Origin of the sequence: Winogradskyella sp. R77965 (assembly GCF_044594915.1) — a bacterium.
GTDB lineage: Bacteria > Bacteroidota > Bacteroidia > Flavobacteriales > Flavobacteriaceae > Winogradskyella.
The window spans coordinates 3,663,066-3,682,818 of sequence record NZ_CP138990.1 but is presented as its reverse complement, the minus strand read 5'-3'; the positions used below and the strand labels follow the sequence as shown (position 1 = coordinate 3,682,818).

Below are 19,753 nucleotides of genomic sequence, written 5' to 3'. Positions count from 1 at the left end.
TCTATAAGCTGTAATGAAAAATTTAACAGCAAAGACATGGTCATAGAAGACCTCCCATTAGAATGGTATCTTTTTTTTGATGACGGATGTATTTTAATATTGCTTTAATTTTATATTCCTGTATTCAACCTTCATAGGCGGACCAACATGAACCTGAACACCTATATAGCCCTCAGTAGATCTATTAACTTCATCTAAATCGTTTACCTCACTAAATAGCGCACCATTTACATAATGTTGCATTTTATTACCTTGTATTTTGAGGTGAACCGTATTCCAATCGTTAGACTTAATGATTGATTTTAGCTGCGATTTCAATTTTGTTTCTGTAATAGTTCTAGTTTGCCAGCAATTTTTCTTTACATTTTTACGCAAGTTGGTTTTGGGTATACTATCAGGCATCTGTGGAATGGTTACAACTTCGCCAATATAAGCCAATGTCGTACGTTTTTTCTCTTCGTAATTCTGACCTGTATATTTATTTTTACCATCTATATCGCATTGATAACCTTTTAATGCGAATGGTACATTATCTATAATTTCGCTTCTGTAATTAATACCACTATTCCCTGAATTGGTTATTCTATACTCTAGTTGTAATTCAAAGTTTTCAGGCTGTTCTTTTTCATAAATGACGAAAGAATTACGTTTTAGAATTGTTTCGGGTGTCACCTCTCCTATTAAAATACCATTTTCAACACGCCAATATTTTGGGTCACCACTCCAGCCTTCCAAATCCTTACCGTTAAATATGGATTGAAATGTGTTTTCTTTCTCTATTGAAGCATCTTTGTTTTTACATGATGAAGCACATATGATAAGGCTACATAACAAAACATGAATAATTGAACGCATAAAATTATTTTTTAATTAAATGATACAGTTTACTTTGTCTGTTCAAGCGCAGTCGAGAACTATTGAAATAAAATTGTTAAACCACTATAATAGGTTTCGACTGCGCTCAACCAGACATAAAGGAAAACTAGAAACCTAATTAAGTGACTACCTACTTACTCATATTTTCATATTGAAGCTTTTGAATATTCAATCCGATATTTCCCTGAACCCAAAATCACAGCTCCATCTATAATGTCTAATGTATTTTGCTTTTTAAAATCTTCAAGGGATTTACCATTTATTTTTAGACTCTCAAGTTCTGAAGACGTTACTACAAGTTTCGCTTTTGTGTTGAATGGCACATCAAGATCCATAGTTAAAAGACCATTACTAGCTTTCCAGTCATTTTTTATCGCACCATAAGGTGTCGGGACTGTTATTGTTGTGCTAGTTATTTCACTTGGGAATTCTGGATTAACTACAAACATCTTATAACCAGGATTTGATACCGAAGACTTTATGCCTCCTAAAGATTCATAAAAATAAGCAGCAAAACCACTATGCATTGGATGGTTTAATGAGTTGGTTGGTCCTTCCATTTTCTCCCATTCAAACTGGCGTTCTGGCCATGTTGTGAATCCTGAATTCATAACATAAGTCTGACTCGGAAACTCTGGCGTTGTTAATATTTGATAGGCTAAATCTGCCTTTCCGTATTTGGATAAAACGGTGTAGATATATCTATTACCATGGATTCCTGTGGAATGATGTCCGCCTTTAACTTCAACGATATCATGAGCCAAACCATTGACTACCGATTCAATTTTATCTTCAGGTACCATATTAAATTGTAAAGCTTGAACCGTAGCTGTCTGACTTTGATACCATTGATGATTTGTATTAGGAATATCAACTAAGAACTCATTATTGAATGCCTTTTTCAAATCTTCCTTTTCTTGTTTCATTTGAGCTTCATAAACTGCATCATCATTCATTTTCGCAAAACGCTCCATAATTCCTAAAACATCATAGAAATACGCATTAGCAGAAATAATAGGGTCGCACTCCATAGCACTAGGATTCTTTCTTCTATCCCAAAGTGGTGGGCACCAATCTCCCATACCATCTTGCATAATACCATTTTCTCCTTTAAAGTTTAAGTAGAAATCGGTCAGGTTTTTCATGTCTTCGTAATATTCCTTTACAATTTCATCATCACCATATTGTAAATAATTATACCAAGGCAAATACATGGTAGCAACTCCCCAATCTATTTTGGCGTACGTTGACGTACGTTTTCCAGGTGCAATCATCGTAGGCACTTGAAATTTAATTTCTGGATTGTTATGACCTTTAGTAGGTCGCATTTGCGTTCGAATATCTTCCATGTACTTTTTATAGAAATCATACATATCATAATTATACAAAGCGTATTCGCAAAAGGCGTGTGCATCACCTAACCATCCACATTTCTCGCGATGTGGACAGTCCTCTGGAATTCCATGTAAATTATCTACAATGGTCCATTTACTAATGCTGTGCATTTTATTAAGCAACTCATCAGAAGATGAAAAACTCCCAGTTTCTTCTATATCAGTAGCCACTAAAACTGCTTTAATCATTTCGGCATCTGGCTTTCGTGAAACTCCTAATATTTTGGCATATCTAAAACCATGGTAACTGAACTTTGGCTCCCAAGATTCTATACCTTCACCTTTGCAGATGTATTTGTAAACTTGAGTCATTCCATTAGCTCCTCCTCCTGTTGAGCCTTTAAAAATATCTTTGCCATTGGTTAACAAAGCTTCTGTTGTAATGATTTCAATCAACTGGTTTTTCTTTTCTTGAACATTGATTTTAACCCAACCTGCGATGTTTTGACCAAAATCTACAATCCATTCGCCATCTGCACCTTTGAAAACTTTTTGTGGTTCTAGCACTTTCAATTTTTTGATAGGCGGAATTTGGTTTGCACTTATTTTTTTAAGTTTTGGTGTTGTTACTTTTGCATTTCCCCAAGAGATGTCATCATAATCAACCGAAGTCCAATTACCTAATTCAAAATTGGCATCATAAGTATCACCACCATAAATATTATTGAACACAATTGGACCTGTAGCTTCTTTCCAGGTTTCATCAGTATAGAAATCGGTTTCCGAACCGTCATCATATTTTAACTTGACTAATAACTTTACCGTTGGTGGTCCATAAGCCAAATCTTTGTCGGATTCTGGATCGCGTTTCCAAGAAATATTCTGTCCATAAAATCCGTTTCCCATTATAATTCCGAATGCATTCTTACCAGATTTTAACGCATCAGTAATATCATAATTGACATAATACGCCTGTTTATCGTAATTAGATGGTGCTGGGTCTAATACATGGTCGCCTACTTTTTCACCATTCAAGTACAATTCATAGTAGCCCAATCCGCAAATGTAAGCTTGAGCGTTTTTAATAGTTTTAGTAACATTTATTTCGTTTCTAAAATAGCTCGCTGAAAAACCATCAACAGTTTGAGGTTCTTTCATCCTCCCTGTTTTGTAGCCTCTAAAACGATGTTCTGAAGTTCTAGTATCTTTATTTAAAGTAATCCATTTTGAATCTCCCCAATTAGTTTCGTTCATCAATCCCATTTCAAATTTTTGAATTTCCGACCAGTCTGAAACAGTACCTTGATTATCCGAAATTTTTACTTTCCAAAAATAGGCTTGCAAGGCTTGTAAAGGTTTTCCTTGATAGTTTACAAATGTAGATTTATCGCTTTCTACTTTTTTAGAATTCCATACATCAGCATCATTCTCGTTTAATTTATCTTCTGAAGATGCTACAAGAATATGATATGCCGATTGTGATTTATTGTATCCTTCAGCATTTACTATCCATGAGAATAGTGGTTGTTTACTTTCAATAGTTAATGGATTTTCTTTTGAGTTGACTAATAGTTTTTCAAATGCTAGCGTATTACTTTGTTCTATATTCTCATTGCATGAAAAACAAAATATGAATAATAATAGTACATAGATTTTTTGCTTTATCATTTCAGGAATTGTTTTTCGTTGGTTTTAGTGCTTGAAAATTAAAATAATCTTCAAATTTCTTTATCCTGTACTCTCATGTAAAACTAAACTGAATTTCTAATGTCTATTAAAAACATAAATAATATCAACATTCCCTGTAGAAATTATCCATTCACCTTCATGATAACGTGTTCTTAAAAGCTCTTTTATTGAATTACCAGAGTTTTTGTAATAACAATACCTTTCTGTTCTCTGCTTAATGAAGGTTGTGTTCCTCCTACTGAAATTTGATATTCACCAGGAAGGACTACTTTTTTTCCATCTCCATTAACAACACTTAATTGATCTCTATCAATCTTAAATGTAAGTAATTTTTTTTCTCCAGATTTAAAAGAAGTTCTCTGAAAACCAGCTAAAGTTTTATGTGGATTGAACTCATCTGCATTGGCATTATTAATATAAATCTGCACGACTTCTTCTCCATCATAAGCTCCTGTATTTTCAACTTCCACTTTAAGAGTAAAGTCATTTCCAGATTCAATTACTTCTGGCATTTCAAGATTATTATAGGTAAAGGTTGTAAAACTTAATCCATACCCAAACTCATATAATGGTTCTCCTTTAAAATAACGATAGGTTTTTCCTTGCATTTTATAATCACTAAACTCAGGGATGTCTTTAATATCTTTATAAAAAGTCACTGGTAATCTTCCTGCCGGATTATAATCTCCAAAGATAACATCTGCAATTGCAGTTCCTCCTGCTTGACCTGGATACCAAGCTTCAATAATTGCAGGTATGTTATCGTTTTCCCAATTAATAGATAAAGCACTTCCATTTAATAAAACTAGAATGGTAGGTTTTCCTAGTTTCTGTATTTTTTTGATCAGCTCAGTTTGAGTTTTAGGCAATCTGGTATGAACACGATCACCTCCTCCAAAGCCATCTACTTTTACTTTCATTTCTTCACCTTCTAACAAAGGACTAATCCCCATACATAAAACAATAGCATCAGCATCTTTGCTAATGGCAATTGCTTCCTCTTCTAAATTTTCTTTTGGAGCTTCCCATAATAATCTCATAATTGAATGTTCCGTATTATTTTGTACACATTCAAAGCGTATTTGATACTTTTTACCAGCTTCAAGTTTTACGTATTCATATACTTTTTTAGGATGATGATTTCCATGGTAACTTACAATTAGTTTTTCATCTAAATAAAGATTCATTTCTGAAAACGCTTCTGCTCCTAAAGCATAATTACCTGTTTTATTTACTGACAATATACCTGTCCATTTTACAGAATAAGCATCATAGTTCATATCATTAAATGGAGGCGTTGTTCTCCATGTAAAATCTACGGTTTTATCTGTACGTAAATGTTTTGGCTTACCAATAAAAGAAATATTATCGTAATACTCACCTTTCAATCCATTCACTTTTAAAGAATTATCAGTAAATAAAACAGATTCTGGTATGGCATCAAAAACAGGAAGTCCATCCGCTAATTTACTCCCAACAGCATAAGAAACCCTTGCATTTGGCAATTTACGTTTAAAACCTTCTAAAGGTGTTATTGGATCTGTTGGATACCCATTGTAGTTTCCTAAAAGCACTTCTAAATCGTCTGCATTTGCACCAATTACGGCTATTTTTTTAATCTTATTTTTATCTAAAGGGAGTACGTTATCTTCATTCTTTAACAACACCATTGATTTACGTGCAGTTTCTAAAGCTGCTAATCTATGTTTTTCAGAGTCTACTACATCATATGATATGCTTTCGTATTTAACATCACCTTTTGGAGCAAATAAGCCTAACCTTAAACGCGCTATAAATAGTCTTTCCAAGGAAACATCTAATTCACTTTCTTTAATTAAACCATCTTTAACAGCCTCTACTAATGCTGGATATGAATTTCCGCAGTTTAAATCGGTACCTGCTTTTACGGCCATAGCTGAAGCTTCTTTTTTATCGGCAGCTATTTCGTGAGTTCCTTCATCATAAAAATCTCTTATAGCCCAGCAATCTGATACTATGTAACCATCAAATTTCCAATCATCTCGAAGTAGATTACTCAAACTCTTATTACCACAACAAGGTTCTCCGTTATAACTATTATATGCACACATTATAGAATATACTCCCGCTTCTTCCACTACTTTTTTAAAGTGAGGACTGTAAGTATTTAAAAAATCTTGTGGACTTGGTGTGGCATTAAAACTATGACGATCTATTTCTGGCCCGCTATGTACAGCAAAATGTTTTGCAGTAGCGATAAGTTTAAAATAATTTGGATCATCACCTTGCAAACCTTTGATAAAACGAACCGCTAATTCACCAGCCAAATAAGGATCTTCTCCATAGGTTTCCATACCTCTTCCCCATCTTGGATCTCTAAAAATATTAATATTGGGTGTCCAATATGTTAAACCTTGATAAATACCTCTTTTTCCTCTAGCTGCAAACTCGTGATGTTTTGCACGAGCTTCGTCAGAAATCATTTCTGAGATTTTACTCATTTGATTTCTATCAAATGTCGCTGCTAACCCAATAGCTTGAGGAAAAACCGTAGCTCTTCCTGCTCTTCCAACTCCATGCAAACATTCATTCCACCAATTATATTCTGGTATTCCAAGCCTTTCAATAGCTGGAGATTCGTAACTCATTTGAGAAACTTTTTCTTCAAGAGTCATAGAACTTACTAGTTCTTTAGCTTTTTTTTCGAAATCTATAGCTTTGTGTTTGATTTTAGAGCTATCATCTACACAACTGGCAAATAATAATAGGGTTATAGCTAATAAAAGTATTTTTATCGAGGTTGTTTTTGTCATATCGATTAGTTTTTAAATTTTCTCCCTTTACACTGATTAAAAGGCAATTTAGTCATAAAGAATTACCTATACCAACCAATATTACGGATAAAACAATAATTACTATACCTGCTGTAATTGTGGTTTTTGTTTTTTGAGTTACACCATGCCATTCCTTTCTATAAATGCCCCAAAGATTTGCTGTTAAAATTATGGTTGACATATGCAAAATCCATGAACTTGCTCCATTCCCTAATTTACTTTCTCCCATTCCATAGAAAAAGAATTGCAAAAACCAGACAGTTCCTGCTAAAGCAGAAAACAACAGGTTCTTTCTAATTGGTGTGGTTTTATTCGTAAAATCTTTATAGGATTTGTTTTTGATACTCAATAGGGTTGTCCAGATTAAATTAGTTACTAATCCTCCCCAAAGTATAACGACAAAAGTGACATTGTTTGCAAACAAGCTGTCGTAACCAGCAGTAATTGCGGCATCCGCTAGCGGCTTTCCTGCTTCTATTCCGAAACTAAAAAATGAACTTAGAATTCCTGACAGAATAGCCACTATCAACCCTTTTACCAGATTAAACTCTGAAACACTTTTTTTCTTTTCTTCGTCCGAGAGCTCTTTTTCTTTTAACATACCTGCTTTTCCGCAAATCGCAATGCCCAACAAACAAATTAAAACACCAAGCAATACGATTTGACCTCCAGAAGAACCTAACATATCCGTAAAGGATGTTTTACCAACTTCGGGCTTAAAATTGTAATATATAGATGGCACAATAGCTCCAAAAGCGGCACAAAATCCGAGCACTACAGAATTCCCTAAAGACATACCTAAATACCGTACACCTAAACCGTAGGACAATCCTCCAACTCCCCAAAGCAAACCCATTAAAAACGTAAAGCCTAAAATTTTACTTGAGCTTGCTGCTATAATATCCATAAAACCAGGAACGGTTAAATAGGCAGCAATTGGTGGCACAATGAGCCAAGACATAACGCCACCTACCATCCAGTAGGTTTCCCAAGCCCAACCTTTTACTTTATTGTAAGGCATGTAAAAACTTCCTGCTGCCACACCTCCTAATGAGTGAAACAACACTCCTAATATTGCTTGCATTTTTTTTGGTTTTTAGTTATTTACCCGTTAACAAATATGAACGACTCGTAAATTCAAAAGGTTTCCTAGTTTTTCAATCTTATTGGCAATATGACCTACTCCAATAGCACAATGATGCGATGGTCCTTGTTTAGACCATTCGTTCATAAACGCTTTGGCGCCAATTGAAAATCGATAACGGCTATTTGTATTTCCTATTTGTAATATTGGGCCTTCTACGGACTCTCCTTCTGCGACTAATAAAAACACATCGTCTTTACCTTCTACAACAGATAACAACGTTACAGGTCCATGTTTTACCGTCATTTGAATGGATAGCCCTTTACCTGGTTTCCCGTGATAAACAGGTAATGGCACAAGTTGTACATTCCCTTCGGCAATGGCAAAATGTGCAGGACCATCATGTCCCAACATCACAATATCATCATTAAAATCCATTGCATAGAATTCAGAAAACGAACCACCCACTCCAAAGGCGTCCATAATTTTCATGGCTTGGGCATTCTTTACTTCATATTCACCTGCGACAGGTACATTCTTCCCTGTTAGTAAGGTGTTTCCTGCGATAACTGACGTTACAATATTTTCATATGCATTACCGGTTTCTCCTTCATAATAATAAGCTAAAGAACCTAAATCGTGATGTTCTACTAATTTATCTAAGCCTATTGAAGTTTTTGCTGCACGAATAATTTCAGCTTCCTCACAAGCATCAACAACCTCAAATACGTTTTTAAATTCTAATATTTTTTCTTCTATTTCAGATGCTGTAACTGCATCTCTGTACTTTTTTAATTCACACATTTCAACAATTTCTATGTGTGTCCCAAACGCTGCAGATTGTTTTGTTAAATCAGAATACACATCTAACATTCCACCATAATAATGTCCTAAAACGCCTAGTCTGTTATTTTGCATTACTGAGCCTACACGAGCTGCATCTATCCAATCCTGAATTTCCGTCCAAACTTGTGGCTCATCTAAATAACCTGTTACAAACTCATAATCTATTCCTGAACGATTAAAAACATTTGCTAATTCGGGTACAGAACATGCTTGACAATGAGCCAACCACTCGCCTGTCATTTTACCACGATCACCTAGTGCATTAAAGCTTTCGTAATCTATAGCGGCAACAGGCTGTATGTTTAATATAATTATTGGACATTTTACTTTTTGAACTACAGGTAAAACTGTTGACGATAACGCATAGGTCGAAACATATAGAAACAAAATATCAACATCTTCCGTCTTTAACTCTCGTGCCTTTTCTCTAGCGACAATTGGTGAGTCTGCCAAACCAACATTTACAACCTCAGCACCAAAACTTTCCATCTTATCTGCAATCTGGCTTTGATAACCTTGTAAACGCTCTAGCAAGGCTTCAAATTGAGGCCAATAGGTATCTAATCCTATTCCAAACAATCCTACTTTTATCATCATTCTTTATTTTTATTGGGTGCTATACTTCAATGTATAATTCACTTACTTTTTTTAATCGATTGGTATCTAATTCCACTCCAAAACCGGGTTTTGGTTTAAAAGAATAATAGCCGTTAGCCTCTTTTTTTGTTGCAGCACTTTGCAAACATTCTAAATAGATTTTAGAATCTTCTTTTTTCTCTATCGCTTCTATCCAAGTGGCTTCGACTCCAATTGCTATTTGTTGCCACGCAGAACAAGCAGGTCCAACTAAACTATCATCACCTATCATCACTTTTGCACTTATGTCTTTTACTTTTTGAGCCAATTGCGCAGTGTGATATAAGCTTCCCATAGTCGAAGGATGTAAATTATAAATTCTACCCATCCCTTTTGTTATAGTTTCTAAACCTTTCCAAGCTGGACGCATTGGTGCATCTGGAATTAAGTTCAACGCGCCAATCATTTCCTGTAATTGCACCCATTGATTTGGTTTTAAATTTGCTGGGTCTTCAATGGCATTTAATCCATTGTCTTTAAAACGGTTTAATATGGCTTTTAATTCATCTAGCGATTGCCACTTTTTATAGCCTTTATTCACATCTGAAATCACCACAGCTTCATCTCCTAAAACATCTCTTATCGTTTTAAGTAATTTCATATCTACGACTTCATCACCATACATTTTGAATTTTAAGTGATGTCCTAAATTTTGTTCGATGCTTTTTTCTGCTTCTTCTCTTACTTTTTTCTCGTCCTTATCTAGAATGCAATACAATCCTGGTACTGAATTAGTTCCTGTTAAGCCTAATAATTCAACAGCCGATTTATTTTGAAGTCGTCCCGAAAGATCTAAAAGTCCCATATCTAAGGATTCTAACATTTTTAAAGAGCGTTTTGAACCGAGTACTTGTTCTGATGTCAATAATTTTTGAGCTTCACCAATCGTTACCCCTTTAAACTGCTTTAAATATGCAACCCAAGCCGTAGGTTTAAAATCAGGATTGTTTTTTGAAGCTGGTGTTTCTGTCCATCCGTAAAAATCTCCTGAAGATATCTTAATAAATAAATGCTGACGATTGTGCCAAGTTCCCCAAGAAAAATAACGAGGTATGTTAATGTCGTATCTAAACAATTCGATTTTTGTAATCTTTTCGTTTAGATATTCGTTTCCGTTTTGGTTGACGAAAGATGATAACAAAGGATATGTTACACCTAGAATACCAAGTGCAGACATACCTTTTATAAAATCGCGTCTATTTGTTTTCAAAAGTGATTTATTTTAAACTAATAGTAGCTGGCATTAACTTCCCAAATACCTGGCTCAACTTTAAATTTTAGAAACTTTTCATTTTCACTATCATAAGTTAAGCCTTTAAGAGACTTCCTATTTTTACCTTTTTTCCATATCAACTTACCATTAACAACAACTTCTCTAATTCCTTTATCCGTTTTTGGTATTCCTAAAACTGCAGCTGTATTTTCTGGTGAAACTAAATTTAACTGATATAGATCTTCTGTCTTTTTTATATCAATATTTATAGATCCTTTTACCGTTGGAATCACTTTTTTCAACTGCTTAAAATGTACCAAATTCGGCATGATTTGATACTCTGTCCAAGACACTTTGGTAGGTTCAACTCCTGCGATGTATTTTGATAAAATTTTATTGGAACCATTCCATGCGTGATTATAACTTCCGCCTTTTGGAAACATTTCATAGAGCGTAGACATATCCTCTTTATCTACTTGACTTTGATATTGGTCTTTCATTCTTGCTAAAGATGCTTCATATCTTCCCGCAATACACATGGCTTCTTCTACCATCCACTCAAAATGTGGACTTGAAAAACGGTTGGGAATTAAAACATTATCTACAATTTGATTGTGAAATTTTGGATTTGCAATTCCTGAAACGATAGCAATCGCATTAGCTCTATCGTCCTTTAAATTTTCTTTGTTTGAACTATAAAAACCATCTTTCCAGTATACTGTTTCAAATGCAGGTTTCATGGTTTGCATTCGCGCTTCATACCATTTGGCATGTACTTCTTCTCCTAAAACTTCTGCCATTTCCTTAGCTTTATTTAAGGCGAGATAATAAAACGCCGTTTGAATTGGTTCTTTATCTGCTGTTTCCTTAACTCCCCAATCTACCCAATCCCAAGCATCTGGACTTTGGCGTATTCTGTATTTTGGCAATCCATTTTCTTGCATTTCAAAAAGTGCTAAATAATCGTAAACAAATGGATACACCTTTTGTAAGGTTTCTTTGTCTCCTGTATTTAAATAATAAGGCCAAATTCCTTGAGCAATGAATTGTAAACTTTGCGCTACCAACTCACGAACTCTTAATGGACCTAATGCGCCAATGACTCCATCCTGGCTAAACGACATGGTTTGTAATATTGCTTTTTTAAGTAGTTGACGCCCTGCGTTATCCATAGAATTGAATAAATAGCCAGTTTGATCTGCAACATCGCCTATCCACAAAGCGCGTTCTCTATCTGGACAATCCATAAAATTATCTCTAGCACATACAAAGAGTGTGTTATTACCCATCCACCATAAACGGTTGTAAAACGGATCGTCAATTTCAAATTTACCGACCATCTCACCTACACTCATCCATCTGTATTTTAATGCCTTAACAGTCACACCTTCTGGAATCGTGTAAAGTATTTTATTACCATTCATCCAAGAAAAACTTTCAAACTCTTGAGCTCCAGCTTTGGTAATGTAAGTGGCTGTAATCTTATTAAGTCGATTATCTGTTGTTACAAAAATTGTATCTCCTGCTTGGGCTTCAATTTCTAGATAAGGCGTAATTTGCTTGTTGAAAGGCAATTTACAGGTAATGGTTTGTCCTTTACTTTTAAATGGTAATTGTAACTCATCGTGATTTTTATAATTTTCTAAACCATGGTTGATCAGTTGCGGCACAATATTGGGTTCTAAATTGTACCAAGGTGCCACACCAGCATTTCCTTTTTCTGTTGCTTTTGGCCATTTGCTGTCGTTAAAATTAGACGTGTACCAAGCACTATCAGCCCAGTCATTCATGGAATTTTGAGCATTATATTTAACGCTGTATTGTACTAAATTTTTACTTGGTGGTTCTATGGTATTATCATATCCAGGATGTTGAATGGCTTTCCACGAGCTATCAGACACAAGTTTTTGGTTTCCGATTTGTGCCGAAAATAACAAACCGCCTTTTCCACTGTCAATATGTGTCCCTTTATGAGTTTCACGTCCCCAATACCAAACTAAAATTGCAATCGTATTTTTTCCTTTTTTTAAATACGGTTGAATATTAACTGTTTCATACCAAGAGTTTGTGGGTGTTATTTTTTCTTTTCTATTCCAGTCGCCTGCCTGACTAGGACCTCTAGAAAGTCCACCTTCAAAAAGCACCATCTCACCATTTATCCAAAGCCAAAATTTACTATCTACAGCAATATGCGCATCCACTAATTCAGGAATTTCATTTAGAGTGATTGTTTTTCTAAAACTCATCCATGTATTTGATGGTCCATTTTCTTGTTGCCAGATCCATTTAGCACCTTCCCAATTCAGGGTGTCGGAATACCCTGAATTAGAAAACACAAAAATCATTAGAATAAAGAGAAATTTGCCTAGGTAGTTTTTATATTCTAATCTCATTCCCTTATTGTTTTATTGTTTAACAAATCTTGACGTATAAGCATTCCCTTGAATATCTATCATTTTAATAAAATACACTCCACTTTGGAATGAAGACACATTTAGCTGATTGTCATTTACAGTAACTGACTTTATCAATCTTCCAGATAGATCATACACTTTAGCATTCATCATATCAGCACCTACAATGTTAAGTGTTTGATTGGCTGGATTTGGAAATAATGTTATTTTATCATCATTAGGTTCATTTTCAACAGTACTTAGAGATTCTAGGTATGCTTCTAAATCCTGTATATTCATCACTTCATTTATCTCTGCCTCAGAAAGTACATCATTGAACATATACACTTCATCAAGCATTCCTGTAAAATTTCGGACCAATGCATTTTCAGAAAATGACCCAAAAATAAGTTTACCAAAACTTTGTGGCTTACCTGTTTCAAATTCATAACCTTCTGCAGTACTGCCCCTTTGTTGTCCATCAATGTAAAACTTATGCTGTCTTTGTCCTGCCCTCTGATCTATAACCAAAGCGACATGGAACCAGTTGAATTTTTCAGCATCATCTACATCAAATGAAATTAACTGTTGCTGATGAGAACATCTAAAACTTAAATCACCGACAGAGTATAATAAAGTCCGTCCATTATTAGGCTGCAAAATGTCTCCACGAATCGTATAATCTGACACTTTTAACCAAAACGCTATTGTGTAAGCAGTATCTCCGCTGTATTCGAAGATATTATCGACTGATGTAAAATACGACCCTTCTGTATAACTAAAGACTCCTCCATCACCATATTTTCCAGTAGCATACATAACAGCAGAGCCCATAGTGGCATGGTTGTCATTTCCACTAAGGTCATCACCATTGTTTTCTAGTGGTAAATAAAACATTAGTTTGGTTGTAAAAATAGCAGCTAGGTCAAGTACACTAATATTAATACTTGTTTCAGCAGTTTTACCATCTGTGTCTGTCGCTGTAGCGGTTAACGTATAATTTCCGCCAGCTAAGTCGACCAAGGCAGGTGTATCGGATGGGGAAAAATTAAAAGGGGCTACTGTTCTGGTTCCAATTAGTTGGTCATCAAGATACAATTCTACCGTTTGAAGTCCCTGATCATCGCTAGCATCCAATTCAATATTTATTTCATCAACTCCCACTTCGAATATCGTACCATCACTTGGTGTTGTAAAGGAAATTTCAGGCGGATAGTCAACAAATATATCTGCATTAAACTCCCAAACTCCAGGTACTACATTAAATTTCAAAAATAATTCATCCTCGCTATTAAAAGAGATTCCTGGAACGTTATCCACAAACGCTCCATCTTCCCAAACCGTTATACCTCCAACAGTTACTTCAAATATTTCTGTATTGGTTTTTGGTATGCCCACAACGGCCGTTGTGTTAGCTGGTGATTCTAGTTGAAGGTTAAAATTTGTTGGTCCTGCCAGAACATCAACTATTATATCTCCTTTTACAGAAGGTACTACAGTATTAAACGATGTGAAATCAACAAGAGTTGGACACACTTCATAAGTACTCCAAGCGACTTCAGTAGCTTTAATTCCGGTAATATAACGCGACAGCACATAGTTCGGTGCATTCCATGCGTGGTTTGGTGTACCTGGATTACTATTTGGATCGCTTTCAAAACGCTCGTACAAGGTTGTTAAATTTGGATTATCAACCTGAAAATCATACACTTCTCTCATTCTAGTTAATGCTTTTTCGGTTTCTCCTAATTGCATCAACGCCTCTTCTGCCAACCATTCAAAATGTGGACTTGATTTTCTAACAGGAAATAAAACTTCATCAACTAAAGTCTCGTAATGACTTTCATCTGCTAAGCCTGCTATAACCGCAAGAGAACTTACACGTTCTTCTATTGGTCTACCTGACGTATTATAACTATTTCCTCTCCAATATTTGTCCTCATAGTTTTGCTCAATACTATTAATTCTGTCATCATACCAAGGTATATCTTGGGTTTCATCTAATACAATAGCCATTTTTTTGGCTGCTTTTAAGGCTATATAATACAACGTGGCTCTTATGGCATCTCCATCGCGGTCACTGCCCCAATCTGTCCAATTTACACCTCCTATTCTGTTTTCAGGCATACCATCTGGAGCCATATCCCATAACTCTAAATACGTTAATATAGCAGGATATGCATTTTCTATAGTAGCTATATCTCCAGTATTGTAATAATACTGCCATACGACATTATCAATAAATTGCAGACTTTGTGCTGCAAATTCGGCACTTTGAGTTTGAAAATTGCCAAAACCTGGTGTTAAGCCTTCTATAATATCTCCTCTTCTGTAGTCAATGGTGTTGTCTATCGCTTTTTTTAATAATTGTCTTCCTGCTTCATCTAAAGTATAGAAAATTGCTCCAGTCTGATCGCCAACATCTCCAATCCACAATGCGCGTTCTCTATCAGGACAATCCATATATCCATCTCTTGCACAGATGTATAATGTGTTACGCGCCATCCACCATAAACGATTATAAAATTCATCATCACATTCAAAATTACCTGTCATATCTCCTACACCTGTCCAACGATATTTTAGTTCTTGTACTTCTACTCCTGATGGGATGCTGTACTCTACAACATGACCATTAAACCATGTGTAACCTTCAAATTCTTGAACTCCACTTTTGGAAATATAAGTTGATTTCAATAAGTGAAAATTGTTATCAGTATCAATAACAACAGTTTTACCAGATGTAGCATTTAACTTTATGTAAGGTGTAATTTGTTGATTGAATGGAAGTTTTGCTTTTACAATTACGTTAGACCCTGTATTGTTAGTATAAGGAAGTTGTATTGTTGCCCCGTTTACCGTCATTGATGGATAATCTGTCAATCCTCTATCGTTCCATTGCGGTATAGCACGCTCTACCAAATTGCCCCAAGGCTGACTATTTATGCCTCCTTTTTCTACAGGTGTATCCCAGCTACTGTCATCATAACCTTCTGTATACCAAGCACTATCTGTCCAGTCATCTAAAGCATTTCGAGCATCGAATTTTACGCTATAAGGTGTAATTCGATTATCTGCTCCACCTCCACCACTATTTGGATCATAGGCTGGATGCAATTTCATTTTCCAAGAGGTATTTGTATTTAAATCGGTGTTCCAATCTGCAGAAACAAATAAACCTCCTTTACCACTATCTAAGTGCGACTTTCGAGTACGTCCAAAGTACCACGCTAAAATGGCAATCGTATTTTCACCCACATTTAGGTAAGGTGCAAGGTCTACTGGATCGAAATAAATGGTATTTGGTGCAGCACCTCTTGCTAAACCTCCTTCAAACAACACCATATCTCCGTTTACCCAAAGCCAATATTTACTATCTACAGCAATATGTACTATTGCTTCTGATGGTACTGTACTCACATTGATGGTTTTCCTAAACGCCATCCAGGTATTTGCTGGCCCATCTGCTTGTTGCCAAATCCACTGAGATTGTGCATTTATGAAAGTTATTGAGGTTGCTAAAAGAATTAAGAGAAAAAATAATACCCTCTTACTCCTCCTTTCTCTATTCATTTCTTGTATGTTTTTCATAAATTTTAATTATGACTTTTTATTATCAAAAATTTTCAGTTCCTTAATTGAAGGTGCTTGCTTTGCATCAACAATAAAAATCCTGAATTTTGTAGATGCAATCGCATCAAATTGATGAGTTTTATTGGCACCACAAGTGGTTCCTTTTTCTATAGTTTTCCATGCTCCGTTTTCCCAATATTGAAGTTCGTAGGACGAAATGTTATCCTCATGTTCATCAATAATGACTTGATTAAAGGTTTGAGGTTTTACCCATTCTACTTCTATATATTGGTTTTTAGTTTCGGTAGCTAGCCAGCGTGTTTCCTCGTCGTCGTCATTAACTCTAAACGCCTCAAAAACGGGTAGTTTTTCCGATTGAATAAACATAGACGACACGTTTACTCGTCCTAATTTCGCCAAATTCTTTAAATCGTTTAATGGTTCAGGAAATTGCGTTACTGGCAATTCGTCTACTTTAAAATCATAGATTCCTGATGGCACATTAAAAATCACATAATTGCCTACCGCTTTGTTTTTTTCTGTTCCTATAAACTTGATGTATTCCGCTTTCGCGAAAACGTCAACAGCAACACCACTTTCCTGTATAACATCCTTACTCGTAGCCGGAAAATATATTTGAGCACTTGTATTTGCAGGGATTTCAATATGAAACGTAGCGGTATTATCTTCTTTTTTCCAGTTAACGACTACGTTTCCATACATAGTTTCATATTCGGTATTTGCAAAAGTCAAATCGCCGACAATCGCCGGCTTAATCATCATACGTTGCATACCTAATTGTTCTGCATGCGGACGAATGCCACCAAAACCTTTGATGAAATAGCCGCCAATACCAGTATAACAAGTATGAATTTGACTATTACCAACGGCTGACCAACGTTCTGGCCAAACGGTTTTTCCTTGCTGTAAAAAGTAACCATAACTTGGGTGATGTTTATCTCTCAATAGCTCATAGATTAAATCCATGCGCTCACCAGACTCTGTGAAATACCGCGTATATAAGGCTTGCCCAGAACTACCTGTATCGTAATACGGAAATTTATACAGCACATTATCTACTAGATTGGCTTCTACTTTTTCTTTTTCAGACGCTGGTGTTACACCAGAGACTAAGGCAAAGGCTTGGTCTACCTGATAGCCTTTTATGTATTTGCCAGTTTCTGGATTGTAAGACAATTTATGAGTCGCTTCTCGCTGAACTTTTAAACGATCTTTAAATGTTTTAGCATCGTCTGTTTTACCTAAAGTTTCTGAAATATGCATGGCATTATCTAGCATAAACGCATACAGACAATTATTAAAATGCACCGCTTCTGGTGAGTTACTGCTGGTCCAGAAATTACCACGAGGTGTGCACCAATCTCCTAATCCTGGGAATTCTCTTAAGCCTTGTCTTCCTGCTTTTATAGCACCTGCAGTTTCATAATTTGAATTTTCAAGTAACCATGTCATCCATTTTTGCATGGATTCATAATTGTCTTCTAGTACTTTTTTATCACCTAGCATGCGATAGGTTTCCCAAACGGTTAATGGATTGTTTGCCTTCCACATTAAAAATGGACGATCTTCTTCATTAATGACAGCTCTTGTTCTTCCGTCGGGAAATTGCGCATCTCTGGTATATTGTAGATATTGATCCATATAAGCACCACTTTCAAAATTAGGCAGAGCATCACCATACATGGCTGCAACGGTAACTTCGCCCCAACCACGACGTTCTCGATGCGGACAATCTACTAGAATACCATCCATCGTATTTGCTAAATAGGTATTTAGATTGACTTGATAAATTTGATTCAGTTGTTCATTAGACGATTCAAATTTGCTGATTTGTTTACGATCGTTCGTTACCACATAGCCTTTTGCATCTTCTAGCTTAGGCTGGTATTTTAAACCGTGAACCGTAATCCATCTTCCTCCTGCGACATTAAATCGATTTTGGAATTTCCCCTTGCCTGATTTCCCAAAGATGTACTTACTCTTTTGTTTCCAGTTAGACCTCACTTCTGTTCTATCCGTAATTTCAAATAGAATAGAATCTCCTTCAACGCCATTATACAAGTCCATTTCAAAAAATCCGGTGTAGTTTTCACCCATATCAATGCGATAGGTGCCATCATCATTTTTATCTACTGCGATGGCTTTAAGCTCCTTAAATTTTACCTGAGGTTCTACCATTTGAGCGCTTAACTGAGCCGTGATAGGTTTATATAACGCACGTACTTCTCTATTTTTTCTGCTATTCAATGCAAAACCAATATTGTTGCCTTCAGGAATTTGAGCGTTTAAAATCTCATGATCGTAAACACTTGCATTCATCCAGTTGCTATCATCATATGCCGCTGTATTCCAATCGTCCTCTCGGTTTCTATCGTCGATGGTTTCCCCACCAAAACGTAGGATATCCCAATCACCATAATATTCAGTATGGCTTTTTTTAGTTTTCCAAGTGGTGTCAGATTTTAAGGTAATTTGCTTGCCTCCTGCTACAATTTCGGCTTGTGCTTTAAATACAAAAGGGATATTTCTGTATTCGCTAATACGTCTCCAACGCGACCATCCTGCAGCATGCCAAATCGCTATGACATTATCTCCTTCTTTTAATTGATCTGAAATCTCGTAGGTTAAATAGGCAATCCTTTTTTTCATGTAGGTTGACACTGGATTCATCACATTCTGAGTGATTTTTTCTCCATTCACATATAATTCGTGATACCCAAATGAGCCTACAAATACAAATGCTGATTCAGCATCATCTGAAAGAGTTATATTTTTTCGATACCAATTGTGGTCGGTTTTTTTCTGATCTGATTTAAGAATCCAGTCGCCTTTCCAATCCGATTGTTGTAATAAACCCATTGAGAATTTGCCGTAATCACTCCAGTTTGAAACGACACCATCCTTGTCCCAAATCTTTACTTTCCAGAAATACTGTTTTGCAGATTCTAGTTCTGTGCCTCGATAGGTATTATTTACAGATTGATTGGATTCTACCTTACCAGAATCCCAAACATCGCCTGTGTTATCATTTAAGAGTTCTACACTACTCGCTACTAAAACTTGATAAGCCGTTTGTTTTTGTCCTGTTGTTTGATGGTCTTCTGTGAGTTTCCAACTTAATCTTGGCGACGTATTATCAATCCCTAATGGGTTAGTACGGTATTCACATTTAAGGTCTGATAGTGAGACTTTTGAATTTGAATCGCAGCTTGTTAGGCATATTACCACCGTAAGCAGTAGTAGTTTGAATAACTTCATATAGATATGTTGATTTA

9 protein-coding genes are annotated in these 19,753 nt (G+C 35.7%); all 9 read right to left on the bottom strand.

Annotation, left to right across the window (positions count from 1 at the left end; genetic code table 11):
- Positions 1–93 precede the first annotated feature (93 nt).
- Positions 94–855, bottom strand: coding sequence for a DUF1080 domain-containing protein (locus tag SJY34_RS16330; protein ID WP_400077512.1), 762 nt, complete (start codon positions 853–855; stop codon positions 94–96).
- A gap of 167 nt (positions 856–1,022) precedes the next feature.
- Entirely contained in the window at positions 1,023–3,878 is a 2,856-nt protein-coding gene (locus tag SJY34_RS16325) for an alpha-L-rhamnosidase (protein WP_400077510.1), read from the bottom strand.
- Positions 3,879–4,063: 185 nt separating this feature from the next.
- On the bottom strand, positions 4,064–6,691 hold the full coding sequence (locus SJY34_RS16320; protein ID WP_400077508.1) for a glycoside hydrolase family 3 C-terminal domain-containing protein: 2,628 nt from the start codon (positions 6,689–6,691) through the stop codon (positions 4,064–4,066).
- A gap of 52 nt (positions 6,692–6,743) precedes the next feature.
- Positions 6,744–7,796, bottom strand: coding sequence for an L-rhamnose/proton symporter RhaT (gene rhaT / locus SJY34_RS16315; protein WP_400077506.1), 1,053 nt, complete (start codon positions 7,794–7,796; stop codon positions 6,744–6,746).
- Positions 7,797–7,823: 27 nt separating this feature from the next.
- Complete coding sequence (locus SJY34_RS16310) at positions 7,824–9,239, bottom strand: hypothetical protein (RefSeq protein WP_400077505.1); 1,416 nt, start codon at positions 9,237–9,239, stop codon at positions 7,824–7,826.
- Positions 9,240–9,258: 19 nt separating this feature from the next.
- Complete coding sequence (locus SJY34_RS16305; RefSeq protein ID WP_400077503.1) at positions 9,259–10,488, bottom strand: enolase C-terminal domain-like protein; 1,230 nt, start codon at positions 10,486–10,488, stop codon at positions 9,259–9,261.
- Between the two features lie 17 nt (positions 10,489–10,505).
- Positions 10,506–12,884 (bottom strand): alpha-L-rhamnosidase C-terminal domain-containing protein, encoded by a 2,379-nt coding sequence (locus SJY34_RS16300; protein ID WP_400077501.1) that lies wholly within the window; start codon positions 12,882–12,884, stop codon positions 10,506–10,508.
- A gap of 12 nt (positions 12,885–12,896) precedes the next feature.
- Positions 12,897–16,475, bottom strand: coding sequence for a LamG-like jellyroll fold domain-containing protein (locus SJY34_RS16295; RefSeq protein WP_400077499.1), 3,579 nt, complete (start codon positions 16,473–16,475; stop codon positions 12,897–12,899).
- A 9-nt stretch (positions 16,476–16,484) separates the two neighbouring features.
- Positions 16,485–19,736 carry a family 78 glycoside hydrolase catalytic domain gene (locus SJY34_RS16290; RefSeq protein WP_400077497.1) on the bottom strand — a complete coding sequence of 1,084 codons (3,252 nt, stop codon included), beginning with the start codon at positions 19,734–19,736 and terminating at the stop codon, positions 16,485–16,487.
- Positions 19,737–19,753: the final 17 nt, after the last annotated feature.

Bases quoted from the DNA above. Each gene is read 5' to 3' on its own strand.
- SJY34_RS16320 (WP_400077508.1), bottom strand. From the start codon at position 6,691: ATGACAAAAACAACCTCGATAAAAATACTTTTATTAGCTATAACCCTA.
- rhaT (WP_400077506.1), bottom strand. From the start codon at position 7,796: ATGCAAGCAATATTAGGAGTGTTGTTTCACTCATTAGGAGGTGTGGCA.
- SJY34_RS16290 (WP_400077497.1), bottom strand. From the start codon at position 19,736: ATGAAGTTATTCAAACTACTACTGCTTACGGTGGTAATATGCCTAACA.
- SJY34_RS16325 (WP_400077510.1), bottom strand. From the start codon at position 3,878: ATGATAAAGCAAAAAATCTATGTACTATTATTATTCATATTTTGTTTT.
- SJY34_RS16330 (WP_400077512.1), bottom strand. From the start codon at position 855: ATGCGTTCAATTATTCATGTTTTGTTATGTAGCCTTATCATATGTGCT.
- SJY34_RS16295 (WP_400077499.1), bottom strand. From the start codon at position 16,475: ATGAAAAACATACAAGAAATGAATAGAGAAAGGAGGAGTAAGAGGGTA.
- SJY34_RS16300 (WP_400077501.1), bottom strand. From the start codon at position 12,884: ATGAGATTAGAATATAAAAACTACCTAGGCAAATTTCTCTTTATTCTA.
- SJY34_RS16310 (WP_400077505.1), bottom strand. From the start codon at position 9,239: ATGATGATAAAAGTAGGATTGTTTGGAATAGGATTAGATACCTATTGG.